The organism is Streptomyces sp. NPDC001852 (assembly GCF_042891825.1).
Taxonomy (GTDB): domain Bacteria; phylum Actinomycetota; class Actinomycetes; order Streptomycetales; family Streptomycetaceae; genus Streptomyces.
This window is the reverse complement of record NZ_JBIATN010000011.1, coordinates 168,946-185,609: the sequence shown is the minus strand read 5'-3', so window position 1 is coordinate 185,609 and position 16,664 is coordinate 168,946. Positions and strand designations below refer to the sequence as shown.

Sequence of the window (16,664 nt, the reverse complement as noted above, 5' to 3'; positions counted from 1 at the left end):
AGGAATCGTGAAGCGTCGTCTCCTCGCGGTCGTGGCTCTCGCCATGACCTGCCTGGTGCTGTCCGCGGCATCGGCTGCGGCTCGGGACGGTCATGGCGACATGGAGAGCAACGACTGGAACATCCCACTCACGAACATCGGCGTATAGGTCGGGGTACCTGCCTGGAAAGGCCGAGGGAGACGGAAGGCTTTCCGCCTCCCTGGCCGACGCGGGGAAGCGACGGATGGTCGCAACCCCAGGGCGCAATCACCGTCCCCCCGGCCTGATGCGCCCGCGCCACGCCCCGGATTCTTCACCGCGCTGCTCGATGTACTGTTTGAAGCGCTTCATGTCGCCCTTGACGCGCCGGTCGAGTGTTCCCAGCATGTCCGCGGCCCGCTCTGCGGCCCCACTGGGTTCGACATCCATGACGAGTTCCACCCTGGTGTGCATGTCATCCACGCGCTGGAAGCGGACCGAGCCTTTCTGGTCCGTGTCACCGCTGGTGGTGCGCCATGTGATGCGCTCGTCGGGAAGCTGGTCGATGATCTCCGTGTCGAACTCCCTGCGGACTCCACCGATCTTGGTGGTCCAGTGATTGTGGCGATCGTCCAGCTGCCTGACTTCCTCCACGCCTTCCATGAAGTCCGGGAACGTCTCGAACTGCGTCCATTGGTTGTAGGCGGTGCGAACGGGAACGTCGACTTCCACTGTTTCCTTGACCGTGCTCATCACTGCCTCCGTTGATCGATCCGGTGCTCAGCCGAGTACCCGGCACGCCACCGGCTACTACCTCTGCTCCCTCGGGCTCGTGCTACCGGACCTGAGGGCACTGGAAGCTGCTCAACCCGGCAGTGTGAACGTCGACGAGTCCGCGATGACTGGGCTGCCCGTGCTGCACAGAGGTGCGGGCCCAGCCACGGCCTGCGGTCGGAGACGGATTCCGTGTCGCTGACCCGGCGGGACGACCGGTGGCTCAGGCGCTCCGGGCACCTGCGGCCATGCCCGCTGCATGGAGCCTGCCGACCATCGCTCCTGCACGTTGGTGCAGATAGGGGCAACGGCTGAAACGCCGGTGTCCCGGCCGTCGTACGGGAGCCGGGGCGCAGGGCGCATCAACTGCGATTGGCCTGGGGGCTGTTGAGGTAGCTGAGTACCGCGAGTACCCGGCGGTGACCGCTGTCGGAAGGCCTGCGTGACGACCTCCGGGTCGAGCGCGGCGCCGCCCGCCGCAACCCGCTCCAGAGCGTCGAGGAACTGGCCGGGGATCTCCTGCCGGGCTTCCAGGGCCGCTCGCAGCCCCTCGTCCCGGAAGCTGGGAGACATGCGTACGTCCAGCACGGCGACGTCCGGGCGGTGGGCCGGCAGGGCGGGCAGGATCTCGGGACCGCCCCGGCGACGGCGACCATCTCGTGTCGGGCCCCGAGGTCGTCGTCGACGCGGTCGAGGAGCTGCTGCGCTTCCTCACCATCACCCACCTCGGGCGTCGCCGCACGGCGCTGGAAGATGCAGTGGTGGGTGCCGTCGCCGAACACCTGGTGCCGGCGGGCATCGCGGGTGAAGTACGACGCCGTGATCTACGGCGCCCACGAGCTCCAGGTCACCTGGTGACCAGGGTGCACTGAGAGCGCTCGGGGGCGGCCGGGGTCAGTGGCTCGGCCCTGGCCGCCCCATGCCGTGACCGCGATCCTGATGGCGAAGGGCGTCGCGCTCATCGACCGCGCACGACTGCGATTCAAACAGGAGTCCCCGGACTTCTCCCTTGCGGTGAAGGTGCCGTGTGGCATCCGAACGGCCGCTCCGTGCCTCTGCAGGATGGGGAGCCGCTGTCTGCCCGCCGGGCCACCGGCCGGTGCGGACGGTACTCCTGGGGACTCTCATCTCGCACAAGGATCACGCACGTTGACCAGAATCTCAGTCCTGCCCCTGTCTGCCCGCCGCCTCGTTGCCCTGGCGGCCGTCGGCTTCCTCGTGGCCTGCCCGGCCGTCGCAGGACAGGCCGGCGCCGCTCCGGCCGCCGACGCGTCGAAGGGCAGTGCCACCGCGGTGGCGTTCCGCGCCGCGCTGGACGTCTCAGGGCCGACAAGAACGGTGCCTCTGCACGTCTCTCTCAACGCGGTCCAGGCGCCGGCCACCGCGGAGAAGAAGACCCTCGACATCTCCCTCGACAGGGTCAACGACGACCGCCCGGTCAATCTTCTGCAGGCCGACGTCGCCAAGGCCGGAGCCGAGGTCACGAGCGGCCGCGCACAGGGAACCACCCACCTCGTGCGGGCCAGGGTCCATGTTCCGGGGCTCCCGCTGCTGCCCGTGGTGGAGGTGGAGGAGGTGACCGCCACGGCGACCTGCGTCGCCGGACGGCAGCCGGCCGCCGAGTCCCACGTCCTCGGCCCCCTCACGGCCCTGGGCAGGCCGCTGCCCGTCACGGAGCGCGGCACCACCCTGGAGGTTCCCGACGTGGGCACCGTACGGCTCGCCCTCGCAAGCAGGGAGACGACCAGCAGCACGGCCGCCGCCACCTCGCTCCAGCTGCAGGTCTCGGTGGACCCGTTGCGGCTCGGCGTCGAGAAGGTGGCGGGCACCGTGACCCTGGCCCAGGCCACCTGCCGGTCTCCCCACGCCGCCACCCGGGCGGTCACCCCGGCAGCACCAGGGCGTTCGGCGCCCCGCCCGCAGATCGTCAGCCACTCCAAGGAGGGCGACCTGGCGAAGACCGGCGCCGGCGGGCTCACCCCGTACGTCCTGGCGGCAGGCGCGGTCCTGGCCGTCGTGGGCGCGGGAGCCATGGCACTCGCCCGCAGGCGCGGCCGTAGCAACGCCTGACGTTCCGCACGGACGCCGGCTCGGGCCGGGGCGGCACCACGGGGTCGGGCCCGGCCCGGCCCCTTTGCCGGTCCGCTGCGGCGGGTGCGCGTGATACGCGGCTGACACTGGATTGAATCTGTACATTTGTCCAGTAGGGGCCGGGACTGTCAGGTGTGCGGTGGTCCCGTGCTCAGGAACGTCGCAGGCGAGGACGACATGTTCCACTTGAGTGCGCCGATCGTGGCCACATTCCTCGTGTATGTGGCCATCATGATCGGGACAGGTGTCTGGGCCTACAGCCGCACTCACACCCTCGCCGACTTCGCACTCGGGGGCCGCAGGCTCAGGGCCCTCGTCGCCGCCCTGTCCGCAGGGGCCAGCGACATGTCCGGCTGGCTGTTCCTCGCGTTCCCCGGCGCGGTGTACGCGGCCGGCGTCGGCGCCAGCTGGATCGCCGCCGGCCTGGTGATCGGCACCTACCTCAACTGGCTGTTCGTCGCACCCAGGCTGCGCACCTACACCGAGCGGGCGGGGAACGCCGTCAGCCTGTCGGCCTATCTGGAGGAGCGCTTCGAGGACCGCACCCGGCTGCTGCGGATGGTCTCGGCAGCGGTCACCCTCGTGTTCTTCACCGTGTACGTCGCCAGCGGGCTGGTGGCCGGCGGGCTGCTCTTCGAGGACGTCTTCAACGTGCGGTTCGGGCTCGGCGTGACCCTGACCGCCCTGGTGATCGTCATCTACTCGTGCCTCGGCGGCTTCCTCGCCGTCAGCCTCACACACGTCATGCAGGCCACGCTGATGTTCCTCGCCCTGCTCGTGGTCCCGGTCGTCGGCATCGCCGCGCTGGGCGGCTTCGGGGCACTGCGCGACACCCTCAACAGCAAGACGCCCGACCTGCTGGACATGGGTGCCAGGGCCGACTTCACGGACGGACGGTGGTCGTCGGGCGGGTCCCTCGGCGCGGTGGCGGTCATCTCGTTGCTCGCCTGGGGCCTCGGCTACTTCGGACAGCCGCACATTCTGGCCCGCTTCATGGGCATCCGCAGCACCCGTGACATCCCCACGGCCCGTCGTATCGGAACCGGGTGGGTCATTGTCGTGCTCGCCGGCGCCACGCTCGTCGGCCTGGTGGGCATCGCGCAGGCCGGCGTGGCGCTCGGCGACCCGCAGTCGGTGTACATCAGCCTCAGCGGCACACTCCTCGACCCATGGGGCGCAGGGGTGATGCTCATCGCCGTACTGGCCGCCATCATCTCGACCGCCGACAGCCAGCTCCTGGTGTCGTCCGTCGCTCTCACGGAGGACGTCTACCACGCGTTCCTCCACCGGCGAGCCTCGGACAGGACACTGGTGTGGGTCGGCCGCACCGCCGTCGTCGTCGTGACCCTGCTGGCCTTCGTGATCGCCCTCCGGGGCGGCGGGCTCCTGGGCATCGTCGCCTACGCCTGGGCAGGCTTCGGGGCCGCTTTCGGCCCGGTCGTCCTTCTCTCCCTGTACTGGCCGCGCATGACCTGGGCGGGGGCCATGGCCGGAATCGTGTCGGGTGCGGCCACGGTGCTGCTCTGGAAGAAGATCAATCCGCTGCTCGGCCCCTTCGAGTCGGGCATCTACGAGATGGTCCCGGGCGTCCTGGTCGCCACGGTCGCCGCCGTGATTTTCGGCAGATTCGTCGGCCGGCCCCCGAAACGGGCGTTCTGGCGGATGCCGGGCGGCGGAGTGAGCCAACTGATGCTCACCCCCTTCCTCACCCACGCACCCGTCGGCATCGCCGTCCTCGACACCGATCTGCGGTATGTCTGGGTGAACGAGCCACTCGACCGCCAGATCCCGCTCGAGCGACGGCTGGGACGGCGCATGGCGGACGTGCTGCCGCAGGCGGAAGCCGAGGCCTTCGAGGAGAAGATGCGCGGGGTTCTGGAGAGCGGGGCTCCGGTGATGGACTTCGAGTACCGCGGTGCCGCATCCACGGAGCCGGACCGCAGCCGCGCCATCTCCGCCTCCTTCTTCGCGATGAAGGACCGCCACGGCCGGAACGTGGGCGTCTGGTACATGGTCATCGACGTCACCGAGCGCTGGCGCGCCCAGGAACGCCTGGCCCTGCTCAACGACGCAGCCGCCCGCATCGGCAGCACCCTGGACGTCACGCGGACCGCGCAGGAACTGGCCGACGACGCCGTGCCGTCCGTCGCCGACTTCGTCGCCGTCGACCTGCTGGACTCGGTGATGCGGGGCGAGGAGCCGGACCCCGGCCCGGTGGGCATGGCGCCGGTCATCCGCCGGGCGGCACAGCAGTCGGTGCGCGAAGGCTGCCCCGAGGCGTCCCTGGCCGTGGGGGAGACGGTCCGACGCGCCTCCTCGTCGCCCGTGACCCGGTGTCTGCTGGAGAGCAGGACCCTCGTCGAACGGATCCTGGACCGCGCCAACAGTCCGTGGGTGACCGAGGACGAGTCGCTGGGCGCCTCCCTCCTCGACTACGACTTCCACTCGGTGATGGTCGTCCCGGTGCGGGCGCGCGGTGTGACGCTCGGGGTGGCGACGTTCGCCCGGTCCGGGCGGGTGGGGCCCTTCGAGGAGGACGACGTACGTCTCGCGGAGGAACTCGTCTCCCGCGCGGCGGTGTGCATCGACAACGCACGCCGCTACACCCGCGAGCGCACGGCGGCCCGTTCCATGCAGCGTTACCTGATGCCCCAGGGCCTTACCGGAGGATCCGCTCTGGAGGTGGCCTCGTGGTATCTCCCGGCGGACGCCCCCACCGGCGTGGGCGGCGACTGGTTCGACGTGATCCCGCTCTCCGGAGCACGGGTCGCGCTGGTCGTCGGGGACGTGGCCGGGCACGGCATCAACGCGGCGGCGACCATGGGGCGTCTGCGCACAGCCGTACGCACGCTCGCCAACCTCGATCTCTCCCCGGACGAGCTGCTGGCCCATCTCGACGACCTGGTCATCGGCCTCATGGGAGCGCACGACAGCGACACGTCGACGACGGCCGAAGACGGGGCGGCAGGCACCGCGTTCATGGGCGCCACCTGCTTGTACGCCGTCTACGACCCGGTCAGCAGATGGTGCACGCTGGCCCGGGCCGGTCACCTCCCGCCGCTGATCGTCGACCCCGACGGCGGCGCGGACATCCTGGACCTCCCCGCCGGACCGCCACTCGGCCTCGGGTACCTCCCCTTCCAGTCCGTCGAACTGGAACTGCCCGAGGGCAGTCTGATCGCGCTCTACACCGACGGCCTCATCGAGTCCTTCGACCGGGACATCGACGTCGGGCTCACCCGGCTGGGCGATGTGCTCACGGTGCCCCGCCCGACACTGGAGGAGACCGGCCGCAGGGCGATCGACGACCTCCTGACCGGCCAGCCGTCCGACGACGCGGCCCTTCTGCTCGCCCGGACCCGTGTCCTGGCCCCGGACCACGTGGCCTCCTGGGACCTGCCCAGCGATCCGGCCGCCGTCGCGCACGCCCGCACCCTCGTGACCCACCGCCTGACGGAGTGGGGCATCCCCGATCTGACGTTCACCACGGAACTCATCGTGAGCGAACTGGTCACCAACGCCATCCGCCATGCGACCGGACCGATCTGTCTCCGCCTGATCCGGGACCGCGGCCTGATCTGCGAGGTCTCCGACACCAGCAGCACCTCGCCACGCCTGCGCCATGCCAGGACCACCGACGAGGGAGGACGCGGCCTGCTGATCGTCGCCCAGCTCGCCCACCGATGGGGCACCCGCTACACCAAGACCGGCAAGATCATCTGGGCGGTACAGCCCGTCCCGGCCGACATGATCACCTAGGGCTACGGTGCCGGCCTCCGGATCGGGCGCCATGTCCAGGAGCGGGGGAGCCGGGGAGCGGGGCAGCCTGGACCGCTTCGACGGACGTGGCCGGTCCGTCACGGTCTGGTGGTGACCGCGGCGTGGTCCCCGCGCCTACCAGTGAGCGGGCCGGCCGAGCGTGGGAGGCAACCGGGTCGCTGAGTCTCCCCTGGCCGCGTTCAACTGTGCCTGGGTGAGGAACAGGGCACCGGTGAGGTCGGCCCCCCTGAGGTCGGCGTCGCGGAGGTCGGCCCCGATCAGGTCGGCGTCGCGCAGATCGGCCCCGCCGAGATCGGCGGCGACGAGCAGGGCGCCACGCAGGCTCGCCCCCCTGAGGTCGGCACCGGCCAGCTTCGCGCCCATCAGGTCGGCGCCGCGGTGGTTCTTCTTGCGGCCCGGGACCCCGGCCCGGGCCAGCTCGCTGGCCCGCAGCAACAGCGTGTTGACCTCCCCGCGCAGCGCGTCCACATCGAGCCCGGTGATCGACTCGGCGCTGCCCCGGGTCAGGCCGTCGATACGGGCCAGGGCCCGCCGCAGCTCCCTGTGGACGGGGCGGGCCGGCTCGAGACCGAGAGCCTCGGTGACGCACCGGAGCAGCTCGTGCAGCTGGCGCATGACCGGGAAGACCTCGAACATGGAGCGCGCCGTCTTCGGCGACCGACGCCAGTCGGTGCCACCGAAGGTGATCTGGGACACCTTCTGCCCGGCGCCGAAGCAGTCGAAGACGGTGCAGCCGGGGTAGCCCTTGTCACGCAGGTGTGCGTGGATGCCGCAGCGGAAGTCCGACTGGAGGTTCGAACACGGCTGCCCCGCCGGTTTGTTGACGGCGAAGTCGGCCGAGCGGGCGAAAGGCAGGGCCACGCAGCACAGACCGAAACAGCTGGCACAGTCGGCCTGCAGGTCCTGGCGAGCGTGGAGGTCGTGCAGGTCCTGGCGGTCCGGGGAGGTCTCGCGCTCGCCTACGGCTCCGCGGTCCCGGGACCTCGTGCGGTCGTGGGGCGTGATGCGGTCGTCGCCCCTCTGATCCGGCCGGTTGTTCCGCGACTGGCGGCTCTGCCCGGCCTGCTGCGGCTCGCGGCCCCGGCCCGCGGACTCGGCACGGTCGCGGCCCGTGGATGAGGAGCGGTCCCGGCCCTGTGCCCCGGAAGGACGTTTGCCCTCGCCCGCTTGGGAGGGGCGTCCCTGCCCGCCGGCGGCAGTGGACCGCTTGCGTCCTCCCGCGGAGGAGGGCTGCTTGCGGCCCCCGGAGGAAGAGGGGGATCCGTGCTGTGGCGACACCGTGCGTGCTCCTGTGGGGCGATGACCACCGCATACCGCGGCGCTCCGAGAACGCCGTCCATTCTCGCAGACGGCCGGCGTCACCCCGAGCGATCCCGTCGCTCTCAGTCGGCTTGAAGTGGTCCTCAGTATGGTCACGGTGCGGCCCTGGTGGGACGGCACAGCGTGCGCACCGTTTTCTACACTCGCCTGATGAGCAACTACACGTGCACTCATTGCGGCACCGTCGGTCTGATGGAAGGTTTCATCGAGGATGCCGGCGAGCACTCGCGTGGCTACGCGCGCTGGATAGAAGGGGCGTTGGAGCGGGGGATTTTCGGGGGCGCCAAGCGGATGGGCCGGCCCCGGCGGCAGATCGAGGCGTTCCGCTGTCCCAAGTGCGGGCACCTGGAGCTGTTCGCCTCCCATGAGGCGTAGTTGACCCTCGAAGTCCTCTGGCCGGCCCCGCAGGCCGGGGTGTGGGAAGCACCGTGGAGGCGGCGTGCCGTGGCCGGAGCGGGGTCGGCTGCGGCGGCGCGGCGATCGGGTCACGTATCGGACGCGAGAGGCGGCAGGTCGGCGTCCGGGCGGCAGGCTGGCCTCATGGGGAGAGACGGGGCGTGGAGTGCAGCCGGCCAGGAGCCGGTGCCGATGGGGAGTTCGCTGGGACGGGGCGGAGTCGCCGGATGCCTGTGGAACGGCTGTCTTGCCGTGCTGGCGCTGGCCCTGCTGGCAGTGGGCGGAGTGTGGGTGTGGCTGTGGCTCGCTCCTCGCCACTGGGAACACGAGGCCCGCGATCAAATGGAGAAGCAGGCGGCGGAGACCAGGGCCCGGCTGGCGGACTCGGCGGCTGACGGGGTTCTGCTCGGCACCGAGATCGACCGGGATCTGCACACCGCACCCATGGAGGGTTCGGTTCAGGTACGGCGGCAGGGCGGCACAGTGACGGTAACCGCGCCGCTTGCCGGTTTCGGGCCGGGTTTCATGGGCCCGACGCGGACAACGGGCTGCTACCGGTTCCGGGTTGTCCCGCCCCACGTCACCGCTGTGCGCACTTCCGACGGTGCGTGCGGTGGCTGGAGGCATGCTGTCCACCGGCCTGCTGGGGAGGTCGCGGACGACGTGGTCGCCGAGGTACGAGTGGCTCTCGGCAAGGGAGGACTCGACGCCGTGAGAACGGCAGAGGTGTGGCGGACACCCGGGATCGACGTGGTGCGGATGGAGTCCCAGAAGGGCCGATTGACGGTCACCGTCCGACTGCTCACTGGCGTGGGCCCCTCCACGGCCCCCTGCTACGCCTTCCGCGTCCAGCAGGATCCGCCCTCGGTCGCGCCGCAGAAACTGGCACCAGGTCGCTGCGGCTGAGGCGGGGTGAGGGCGCGGGCCTGAACCGGATGCCGGATTTCCGTTGCCGTGAGTCCCTTGTGCGCGGGGCTGTTCGGCGGCATTCTCACTGATCGGTGCATGTCAGGAACGAGTCATTCTGGCACGTCTCACGGGCCCCATCCCGAAGGGCCTTCCGCTTCCCAAGAGGAGGATCAGTGAGAACCAAGCGCACCCGACTGCTCGCCGTCGCCGCAGGTCTCGTCGCCGCCACCCTGGCGGGAGCACCCACCGCCGGTGCCGCGGACACCTCGGTTCGCGGCGTGGCGCAGCTGGCCCGCGTTTCGGACAACATCGCCAGGGCCGGTGTCGACGGCACCGCCTGGTACGTGGACCGGGCGTCCGGCCGCGTCGTCGTCACCGTCGACAGCACGGTCACCAAGGCCGCCATGGCCCGCATCGAAAGGGCCGTCGGCGCCGATCCGGGGGCCGTACAGGTCAAGCACGCCGACGGTGTCTTCCGGCCGCTGCTGGGCGCCGGCAACGCCATCTACGGCGGCCAGTACCGCTGTTCGCTCGGTTTCAACGTGGTCAGCGGCAGCACGTACTACTTCCTCACCGCGGGCCACTGCGGCAAGGTCGCCAAGACCTGGTACACCAACCAGGCCCACACCACCCTCATCGGCCCGACCATCGGTTACGACTTCCCCGGCAACGACTACGCCCTGGTCCGCTACGACAACACCGGCCTCAGCCACCCCGGGGGCTACAGCGCGGCGAACGCCTACGTGGGTGAGAACGTCAAGCGGACCGGTTCCACCTCCGGCACCCACAGCGGCACCGTGACCGCGCTCAACGTCAGCGTCCGCTACCAGGGCGGCGGCACGGTCAGCGGCATGATCCAGACCACCGTCTGTGCCGAGCCCGGCGACTCCGGCGGCCCCCTGTACGACGGGACGAAGGCACTCGGCATCACCTCCGGCGGCAGCGGTGACTGCACCACCGGCGGCACGACGTTCTACCAGCCGGTGCCCGAGGCGCTCGGCGCCTACGGAGTCAGCATGTACTAGACACCAGGGCACCGGCATCCGCCGTACACCGCGGCCTGACCGTCGAGCCGCCTGTCGTGACAGCTCAACGCGGCGAGGCGGCTTGGCTGTTGAGGGTGGCGCGGCCTGGCACGATACGGGCGCCGTTCCGGGGAACAGGCCAGGCGCACCACGGACAGGTCGGGCCGGTTCGTCATCGTCACGGCGGGCGAGGCCGAACCAGACCCACTTGCCGCGGTCACCGACCGCGGTGGCGCCCCACACGTGGAGGCCGCACAAGTCGCCTTTCGGGCGGGGCTTCAGGACATCAGCTTGGCCTGAGTGAGGCTCGCTGGTCGGCGGCGCTCGCCCTGTTCGCGGCTGCCGTCGGCATGTGAGAGCGGGCGTCCGCAGGACGTGGGCACGGGCGACAGAGGCCTTCGCCCGCGCGCGGGGCAACCCTCCGGCAGGTGAATACGAGGAGTGGAAGAGGCACTGTCAGCCAGCGGCTGTTCGACCGGTCTTCATGGCGAGGCACCTGAAGGCCGCGACGGCGCACCCCTAGTCTCCTAGCGCCTGATCAGAAAGGACCTGATCAGTGGACAACCTCCCCGCTGACCGCTCACACCGGAGGTCCACCGTGTCCTTGCTGTCCCGCATCAAGCGCTCGCGCCGGGCGCTCTCCCTCGCCGTCGCCCTCCCCGCCGCCCTGGTCGGAACGTGGGCCGCTGCCCCGGCTGCGCAGGCCGCCGCCCTGCCCACCCCCGACCACGTGGTCGTCGTGGTGCTCGAGAACCACTCCTACGAGCAGATCATCGGCAGTACGAGCGCCCCGTACCTCAACAACACCCTCGTGGCCGGCGGCGGAAACCTCACCAACTCGTTCGCCATCACCCACCCCAGCCAGCCGAACTACCTGGACCTGTTCTCCGGGAACAACCAGGGCATCACCAACGACAACTGCTACACCCCGCAGTTCAGCAGCGCCGCGAACCTCGGCTCCGAGCTCATCGCCGCCGGCAAGACGTGGCGCAGCTACAACGAGGGCCTGCCCTCCCAGGGCTCCACGGTGTGCACCAACTCCGCCACCAAGTACGCCCGCAAGCACAACCCGTGGTTCGCCTTCAGCAACGTCCCGCTGAACACGGCGCAGACCTTCACGCAGTTCCCGACGGACTACACCACCCTGCCCAAGGTCTCGTTCGTCATCCCGAACCTGTGCGACGACATGCACGACTGCTCCATCACCACAGGCGACAACTGGGTGAAGAACAACCTCAGCGCCTACGCCACCTGGGCCCAGACGCACAACAGCATCCTGGCCGTCACCTTCGACGAGGACGACAGCTCGCACAGCAACCACATCGCCACCGTGTTCTACGGCGCGCACGTCGCGCCGGGCAGCTCCACCTCGACGCACTACAACCACTACGACACGCTGCGCACCCTCGAGGACCTGGCAGGGTTGACGACACACGCCGGGGCCGCGGCCAACGCCTCCGACATCACCGGCATCTGGAACTGACCGTGCGGCAGGGTCCGCACACAGCCGGCCCGCAGCGGTGAAAGCAGGACCGCCGCCCCACACGAGGCGGCGGTCCTGCCAACCCACCTCGCGGCCGTCGCCACCCCGGACTTGCGGTGAGCGGATCCGCTTCCCGGGTGGCAGGATCAGTGAGGTGTCCGTCATCAGCAAGCTTCAGATCAAGCCCGGTCAGAGTGTCGTAGTACTGGGCAAGCCCGACGACGTCCATCTGGAGGTGGCATCCGCGGGTGACGCGGCCTCGGCCGATGCGGTGCTCGTCTTTGTGACCACCTCGGGTGAACTCCTCGGGGCGGATGCGCAGGCGGCGCTCGCCGCAGCGCGGCGCGACGCCCTCGCCTGGGTGGCCTACCCGAAGGGCGGGAAGCTCGGAACGGATCTGAACCGCGACAGCCTGGCCGCCGCGCTTTCCGAACGGGGCGTACGGCCCGTGCGACAGGTCGCCATCGACGACACCTGGTCGGCGCTCCGGTTCCGACCCGGCGCCTGACCTCCGGTTTTCCAGGAGCCGGCGACTGCGCCTTCCGGGATACGGGGCACATGTCCCTTAGTGTGTCGTTCGGTTGTGTACGTCCGTGCGCGGGATGGGGTTGAGACCGTGGCGTTCGCGGAGCCGGGCGACGACGGTGGGTCCCTGCCCTCTCACGCGTCGGCTCCCCGGCCCGAGCGGCGTCCCTGGGCGCCGCTTCTCGCGGTGTGCGCCGGGTATTTCATGGTCATCCTGGATGTGACGGTCATCAACGTCGCCGTGCCCGTGATCGGCCGGGACCTGGCGACCTCGCTCACCGGCATCCAGTGGATCACCGACGGCTACACGCTGGTCTTCGCCGGCTTCCTGCTGACCGGCGGAGCACTGGGCGACCGGCTCGGCAACCGTCGGGTCTTCTGCTGGGGCGTGGCCGTGTTCACCGTGTCCTCGGCTGCCTGCGCCCTTGCGCCGGACGCCGCCTTCCTGGTCGCTGCCCGGTTGCTGGAGGGATTCGGCGCGGCACTGATCGTCCCCGGCTCCCTCGCCCTGCTCCAGCAGGCCTATCCGGGGCCGGCGGAACGCTCCCGGGCCTTCGGGCTGTGGGGTTCGATGGCGGGCATCGCGGCATCGGCCGGGCCGCTGCTGGGCGGCCTGCTCGTGTCCACGGTGGGGTGGCGCTGGGTCTTTCTCATCAATCTTCCCGTCGGTGCGGTCTGCCTGCTGCTGAGCCTGCGGCACGTGGCGCGTTCGCCCCGGCAGGCCGCCCGGCCCCTGGACCGGCCGGCACAGTGCGCGGTCGTCGCGGCGGTGGCGCTGCTGACCGCTGCGCTCAACGAGGCAGGACGACGAGGCTGGACCGACCCGGCCGTCCTAGCCGGGGCCGGGCTGGCCGTGACGGCCGCCGCGGCCTTCGTGGTACGTGAGCGACTGGCCCGGTCGCCCGTGCTGCCCCTGCCGCTGCTGCGCTCCCGGGCGATGAGCGGGGGAGCCGTCATGGGGCTGCTTTTCAACTTCGGCTTCTACGGCATGGTGTTCACCGCGAGCCTGGATTTCCAGCATCAGCGGGGCTTCAGTGCCCTCGGTACGGGGCTGGCGCTGTTCCCGGCGGTGGCGATGACCATGTTCGCGTCCATCCTGTCCGGGCGGTTGTCCCGCCGTACCGGTGATCGTCCCCTGGTCGTCGGCGGCATGCTCCTGGCCGCCCTGGGGCTTGCGGGCTGGGCCGCGGCGGGCGCCGAACCCACCTACCCGCTGCTGGTGGCCCCGATGATGGCCGCGGGATTCGGCACCTCATTCGCCCTCACCGGCTCCACCGCGACGGTGATGGGTGCCGCGCCGCCGTCGTACTCGGGCGCCGCCTCCGCCCTGTTCAACACCGCCCGCCAGATCGGCAGCGCCACCGGCGTGGCGCTCGGGGGCAGCCTGCTCGCCACGGCCCACTTCACCACCGGTCTGCGCACCAGCATGACCGTCGGCGCGCTCGCCTACCTGACCGCGGGGCTTCTCGCATGGCGGTGCGTGCCGGCGGGGCCCCGGGGGAGGTAGCGGGCGCCGGCACGGGTCGACACCGGCTCCCGCGGCGGCGGTGCGGCGGCTCACAAGCCAAGGTCATCGAACTGGTCGAGATCGAACTGTTCGAGGAGGAAGTCGACCGGTGCGGGGCCCGGGGTGGCGGACGTGCCGTCGTGAAGAGCCTGTTCCGCCCAGATGACCTTGCCGCGGGTCGTGTACCGCGTTCCCCATCGCTCGGCGAACTGCGCCACCAGGAACAACCCCCGTCCGCCTTCGTCCATGGTCGCCGCCCGCCGCAGGCGTGGCGAGGTACCGCTGCCGTCCGACACCTCGCAGATCAGACAGCGTCCGCGCAGCAGCCGCACGCCGACCGGCGGTGAGCCGTACCGGATCGCGTTCGTCACCAACTCGCTGACGATCAGTTCCGTGGCAAATCCCGTCTCCTCCAGTCCCCACTCCAGCAAGGTCTCCCTGCACCGCGCCCGTACCGAGGGCACCACCGCCGGGTCCGACGGCACATCCCACTCGGCCACGCGCGAGGGCGGGAACATCCGGGTACGTGCCGTCAGCAGAGCGATGTCGTCGGAGCAGTGCGAGGGCTTCAGCGCGTCGATCACCGCCTGACAGGTCTCCTCCGGAGTGCGGCCCCCGGAGCCGCCCAACGCCCGGCGCAGCCTCTCCATCCCCACGTCGATGTCGTGGCTGCGGTTCTCCAGCAGGCCGTCGGTGTACAGCACCAGTTGTGAGCCCTCCGGCAGGGACACCTCGGTGGTCTCGAAGGGGTAGCCGCCCAGACCGAGGGGCGCCGAGGCCGGCACACCGAGGCAGGCGACCGTTCCGTCCGGGCGCACCACCACCGGTTCCGGGTGTCCGGCCCGGGCCATCGTGAAGGCCCCTTCCACCGGGTCGTAGACCGCGTACAGACAGGTCGCTCCGGTCACGCCCGCCCCCTCGTGGCCGTCCGCGGCATCGCCCGTGCTCTCCTCGTTGTCCATGCGCCGGACAAGGTCGTCCAGGTTCCCGAGCACCTCGTCCACGGGCAGGTCCAGGGTGGAGAAGTTGTGCACCGCGGTGCGCAGCCGGCCCATCGTCGCCGCCGCGTGCAGCCCATGACCGACGACGTCACCCATCACCAGGGCCACGCGCGCGCCCGGCAGCGGGATGACGTCGAACCAGTCCCCGCCCACCCCCGCTTCCGCGGGCAGATAACGCCAGGCCACCTCGAGTGCGTCCTGCTCCGGCTGGGCCCGCGGCAGCAGACTCCGCTGCAGTGCCACCGCCATGGCGTGCTCCCGGGTGAACCTCCGGGCGTTGTCGAGAGCCACCGCCGCCCGTACGGCCAGTTCCTCCGCGAAGGTGAGATCCTCGGGCCCGAACGCCGGAGAATCCACGGTCCGGTAGAAGTTCGCCACGCCCAGCGCAACGTTCCGTGCCCGCAACGGCACGGTCACCAGCGACCGCAGCCCGCACTCCAGGGCCTTCCGGGCGCGCTCCGGGTCCTGTGCCCGCCAGCCGTGTGCCTGCCGCAGGTCCGTCTCCAGCATGCCCCGCCCCTCCTGCAGCGTCCGCATCTGCGGGGTCCCGGCCGAGAACGTGATCACCTCGCCGAGTGGATACACCGGCATCATCCGCTGTTCACCGCCGATCGCCGCCCGGCGCAGATGCCGCCAGCCCTCCGCAGTCGGCTCCCACCCCCGGAGCACCGCCTCGAGCAGGTCGACCGTCACCAGGTCGGCGAACTGCGGCGACGTGACGTCGGCCAGCTCCTGGGCCGTGCGCCCCACATCCAGCGTCGTGCCGATCCCCACGCCGGCCTGGTACAGCAGCTGCAGCCGCTCCCGCGCGACCTCGGCCCGCCCCGACACCGCCGCCAGTTCCGTGGTGTCCCGGAGGGTCACCACGCTGCCTCCCCGGTCGGCGTGCGGGTACGTCGGCCGCTTGTTCACCGCGAGCAATCGGTCCCCTGCGGGGTGCACCTCATCGGTGACCGGCTCCGGCGACGACAGCAGGCGCATGACCGGCTCCGGCAGTCCCAGCTCCGGTATCGGGCGCCCCGGCGCGTCCGCCGGCAGTCCGAGCAGCCGTGTCGCCTCGTCGTTGGCCAGCAGCAGTCGTCCGTCGGCCCCGGTGATCAGCACGCCTTCCCGTACCGAGTGCAGCACCGCGTCGTGGTGCTCGTACAGCTGTGCCAGCTCCGCCGGGGCCAGGCCGTGCGTCTGCCGCCGCAGCCGCCGGGCGACCAGCGTCGTTCCCGTCATGGCCAGCACCAGTGCGGCCGCGCCGCTGGCCAGGACGATCGGCAGCTGTGGCATCCACAGTGCCGCCACGTTCCGGACCGTGATTCCGGCGGAGACCAGACCGACCACCTTGCCGTGCGCGTCGGTCACCGGGACCACTGCCTGCACGTCCGTCCCCTTGCCCGCGGGCAGCGGCGGCCCGCCGGCCTGCTCGACGACGGTACGGCCCTGCAGCGCCGGTGCGATGGTGCCGACGAACTTCTTCCCGATCTCGCTGGGGTAGGGATACGTATAACGAATTCCCTGCGTGTTCATGGCGACGATGAAGTCCACACCGGCGCGCATCCGCGCCGCCTCGGCCCGCGGCTGGAGCACCGCCGTAGGGTCCCGGCCCTGCAGCGCCGCGGCCGTGCCGGGGGCATTCGCGAACGTCTGGGCCGCGACGATCGACTCCCGTCGCCCCTGCTGCAGAGCGTCACTCGACGCCTGGAGCACCATTCCCACCACCGCGGCCACGACCAGCAGGACCACGATGACGACCTGGAGAAAGAACACCTGACCGGCCGCACTGCGCAGGTCCAGCAGGGAAGCGCGACGTTCGCGCGCGCGTCCGAAGGGCGGATGACGTTCCGGGCCGCGAGGATGCCCGGAAAATACCTCCATACACCCTTGATAGCACCAGGGTGACTCC

14 protein-coding genes and 1 pseudogene are annotated in these 16,664 nt (G+C 70.7%); 11 read left to right on the top strand and 4 right to left on the bottom strand.

Annotated features, from left to right (window positions below; translation table 11 throughout):
* Positions 1 to 7 precede the first annotated feature (7 nt).
* Positions 8 to 148, top strand: a complete 141-nt coding sequence (locus tag ACFYZB_RS20850; protein WP_388760529.1) for a hypothetical protein — start codon at positions 8 to 10, stop codon at positions 146 to 148.
* A 99-nt stretch (positions 149 to 247) separates the two neighbouring features.
* On the opposite strand, the gene ACFYZB_RS20845 is transcribed toward ACFYZB_RS20850, so the two are convergent.
* A complete protein-coding gene (locus ACFYZB_RS20845) occupies positions 248 to 712 on the bottom strand; it encodes an SRPBCC family protein (RefSeq protein ID WP_351208168.1) in 465 nt (154 codons plus the stop codon).
* 432 nt (positions 713 to 1,144) lie between these two features.
* Positions 1,145 to 1,458, bottom strand: a pseudogene (locus ACFYZB_RS20840) (hypothetical protein); the annotation flags it as partial.
* Here ACFYZB_RS20840 and ACFYZB_RS20835 point away from each other — a divergent pair.
* From ACFYZB_RS20835 to putP, 3 genes are all read left to right on the top strand, one after another.
* Entirely contained in the window at positions 1,393 to 1,605 is a 213-nt protein-coding gene (locus tag ACFYZB_RS20835; protein WP_388760849.1) for a hypothetical protein, read from the top strand. The pseudogene ACFYZB_RS20840 and the gene ACFYZB_RS20835 sit on opposite strands and share 66 nt — an antisense overlap.
* A 277-nt stretch (positions 1,606 to 1,882) precedes the next feature.
* Entirely contained in the window at positions 1,883 to 2,803 is a 921-nt protein-coding gene (locus ACFYZB_RS20830; protein WP_388760526.1) for an SCO1860 family LAETG-anchored protein, read from the top strand.
* Positions 2,804 to 3,001: 198 nt separating this feature from the next.
* Entirely contained in the window at positions 3,002 to 6,583 is a 3,582-nt protein-coding gene (putP, locus tag ACFYZB_RS20825; protein ID WP_388760823.1) for a sodium/proline symporter PutP, read from the top strand.
* 135 nt (positions 6,584 to 6,718) lie between these two features.
* Here the strand turns inward: putP and ACFYZB_RS20820 are convergent, their stop codons facing one another.
* On the bottom strand, positions 6,719 to 7,531 hold the full coding sequence (locus ACFYZB_RS20820; RefSeq protein WP_388760821.1) for a pentapeptide repeat-containing protein: 813 nt from the start codon (positions 7,529 to 7,531) through the stop codon (positions 6,719 to 6,721).
* Here ACFYZB_RS20820 and ACFYZB_RS20815 point away from each other — a divergent pair.
* From ACFYZB_RS20815 to ACFYZB_RS20785, 7 genes are all read left to right on the top strand, one after another.
* Entirely contained in the window at positions 7,517 to 7,723 is a 207-nt protein-coding gene (locus ACFYZB_RS20815; RefSeq protein ID WP_388760847.1) for a hypothetical protein, read from the top strand. The genes ACFYZB_RS20820 and ACFYZB_RS20815 overlap by 15 nt on opposite strands.
* A gap of 351 nt (positions 7,724 to 8,074) precedes the next feature.
* The gene (locus tag ACFYZB_RS20810) at positions 8,075 to 8,299 is read left to right on the top strand and encodes a hypothetical protein (protein ID WP_351208167.1); all 225 of its coding nucleotides are present in this window, start codon (positions 8,075 to 8,077) and stop codon (positions 8,297 to 8,299) included.
* A gap of 213 nt (positions 8,300 to 8,512) precedes the next feature.
* Positions 8,513 to 9,226: a hypothetical protein gene (locus ACFYZB_RS20805; RefSeq protein WP_388760523.1), complete on the top strand. Its 714-nt coding sequence runs from the start codon at positions 8,513 to 8,515 to the stop codon at positions 9,224 to 9,226.
* 176 nt (positions 9,227 to 9,402) lie between these two features.
* Positions 9,403 to 10,254, top strand: a complete 852-nt coding sequence (locus ACFYZB_RS20800) for a S1 family peptidase (RefSeq protein ID WP_388760522.1) — start codon at positions 9,403 to 9,405, stop codon at positions 10,252 to 10,254.
* A gap of 598 nt (positions 10,255 to 10,852) precedes the next feature.
* Positions 10,853 to 11,737 (top strand): alkaline phosphatase family protein, encoded by an 885-nt coding sequence (locus ACFYZB_RS20795; protein WP_388760519.1) that lies wholly within the window; start codon positions 10,853 to 10,855, stop codon positions 11,735 to 11,737.
* Between the two features lie 154 nt (positions 11,738 to 11,891).
* A complete protein-coding gene (locus tag ACFYZB_RS20790) occupies positions 11,892 to 12,245 on the top strand; it encodes a hypothetical protein (protein ID WP_351208163.1) in 354 nt (117 codons plus the stop codon).
* 108 nt (positions 12,246 to 12,353) lie between these two features.
* Entirely contained in the window at positions 12,354 to 13,769 is a 1,416-nt protein-coding gene (locus ACFYZB_RS20785) for an MFS transporter (RefSeq protein ID WP_388760516.1), read from the top strand.
* A gap of 50 nt (positions 13,770 to 13,819) precedes the next feature.
* On the opposite strand, the gene ACFYZB_RS20780 is transcribed toward ACFYZB_RS20785, so the two are convergent.
* On the bottom strand, positions 13,820 to 16,636 hold the full coding sequence (locus ACFYZB_RS20780) for a SpoIIE family protein phosphatase (RefSeq protein WP_388760513.1): 2,817 nt from the start codon (positions 16,634 to 16,636) through the stop codon (positions 13,820 to 13,822).
* Positions 16,637 to 16,664 lie beyond the last annotated feature (28 nt).

Excerpts from the sequence above, each read along its gene's own strand:
- ACFYZB_RS20845 (WP_351208168.1), bottom strand. The coding sequence starts at position 712 with ATGAGCACGGTCAAGGAAACAGTGGAAGTCGACGTTCCCGTTCGCACC.
- putP (WP_388760823.1), top strand. The coding sequence starts at position 3,002 with ATGTTCCACTTGAGTGCGCCGATCGTGGCCACATTCCTCGTGTATGTG.
- ACFYZB_RS20810 (WP_351208167.1), top strand. The coding sequence starts at position 8,075 with ATGAGCAACTACACGTGCACTCATTGCGGCACCGTCGGTCTGATGGAA.
- ACFYZB_RS20805 (WP_388760523.1), top strand. The coding sequence starts at position 8,513 with ATGGGGAGTTCGCTGGGACGGGGCGGAGTCGCCGGATGCCTGTGGAAC.
- ACFYZB_RS20780 (WP_388760513.1), bottom strand. The coding sequence starts at position 16,636 with ATGGAGGTATTTTCCGGGCATCCTCGCGGCCCGGAACGTCATCCGCCC.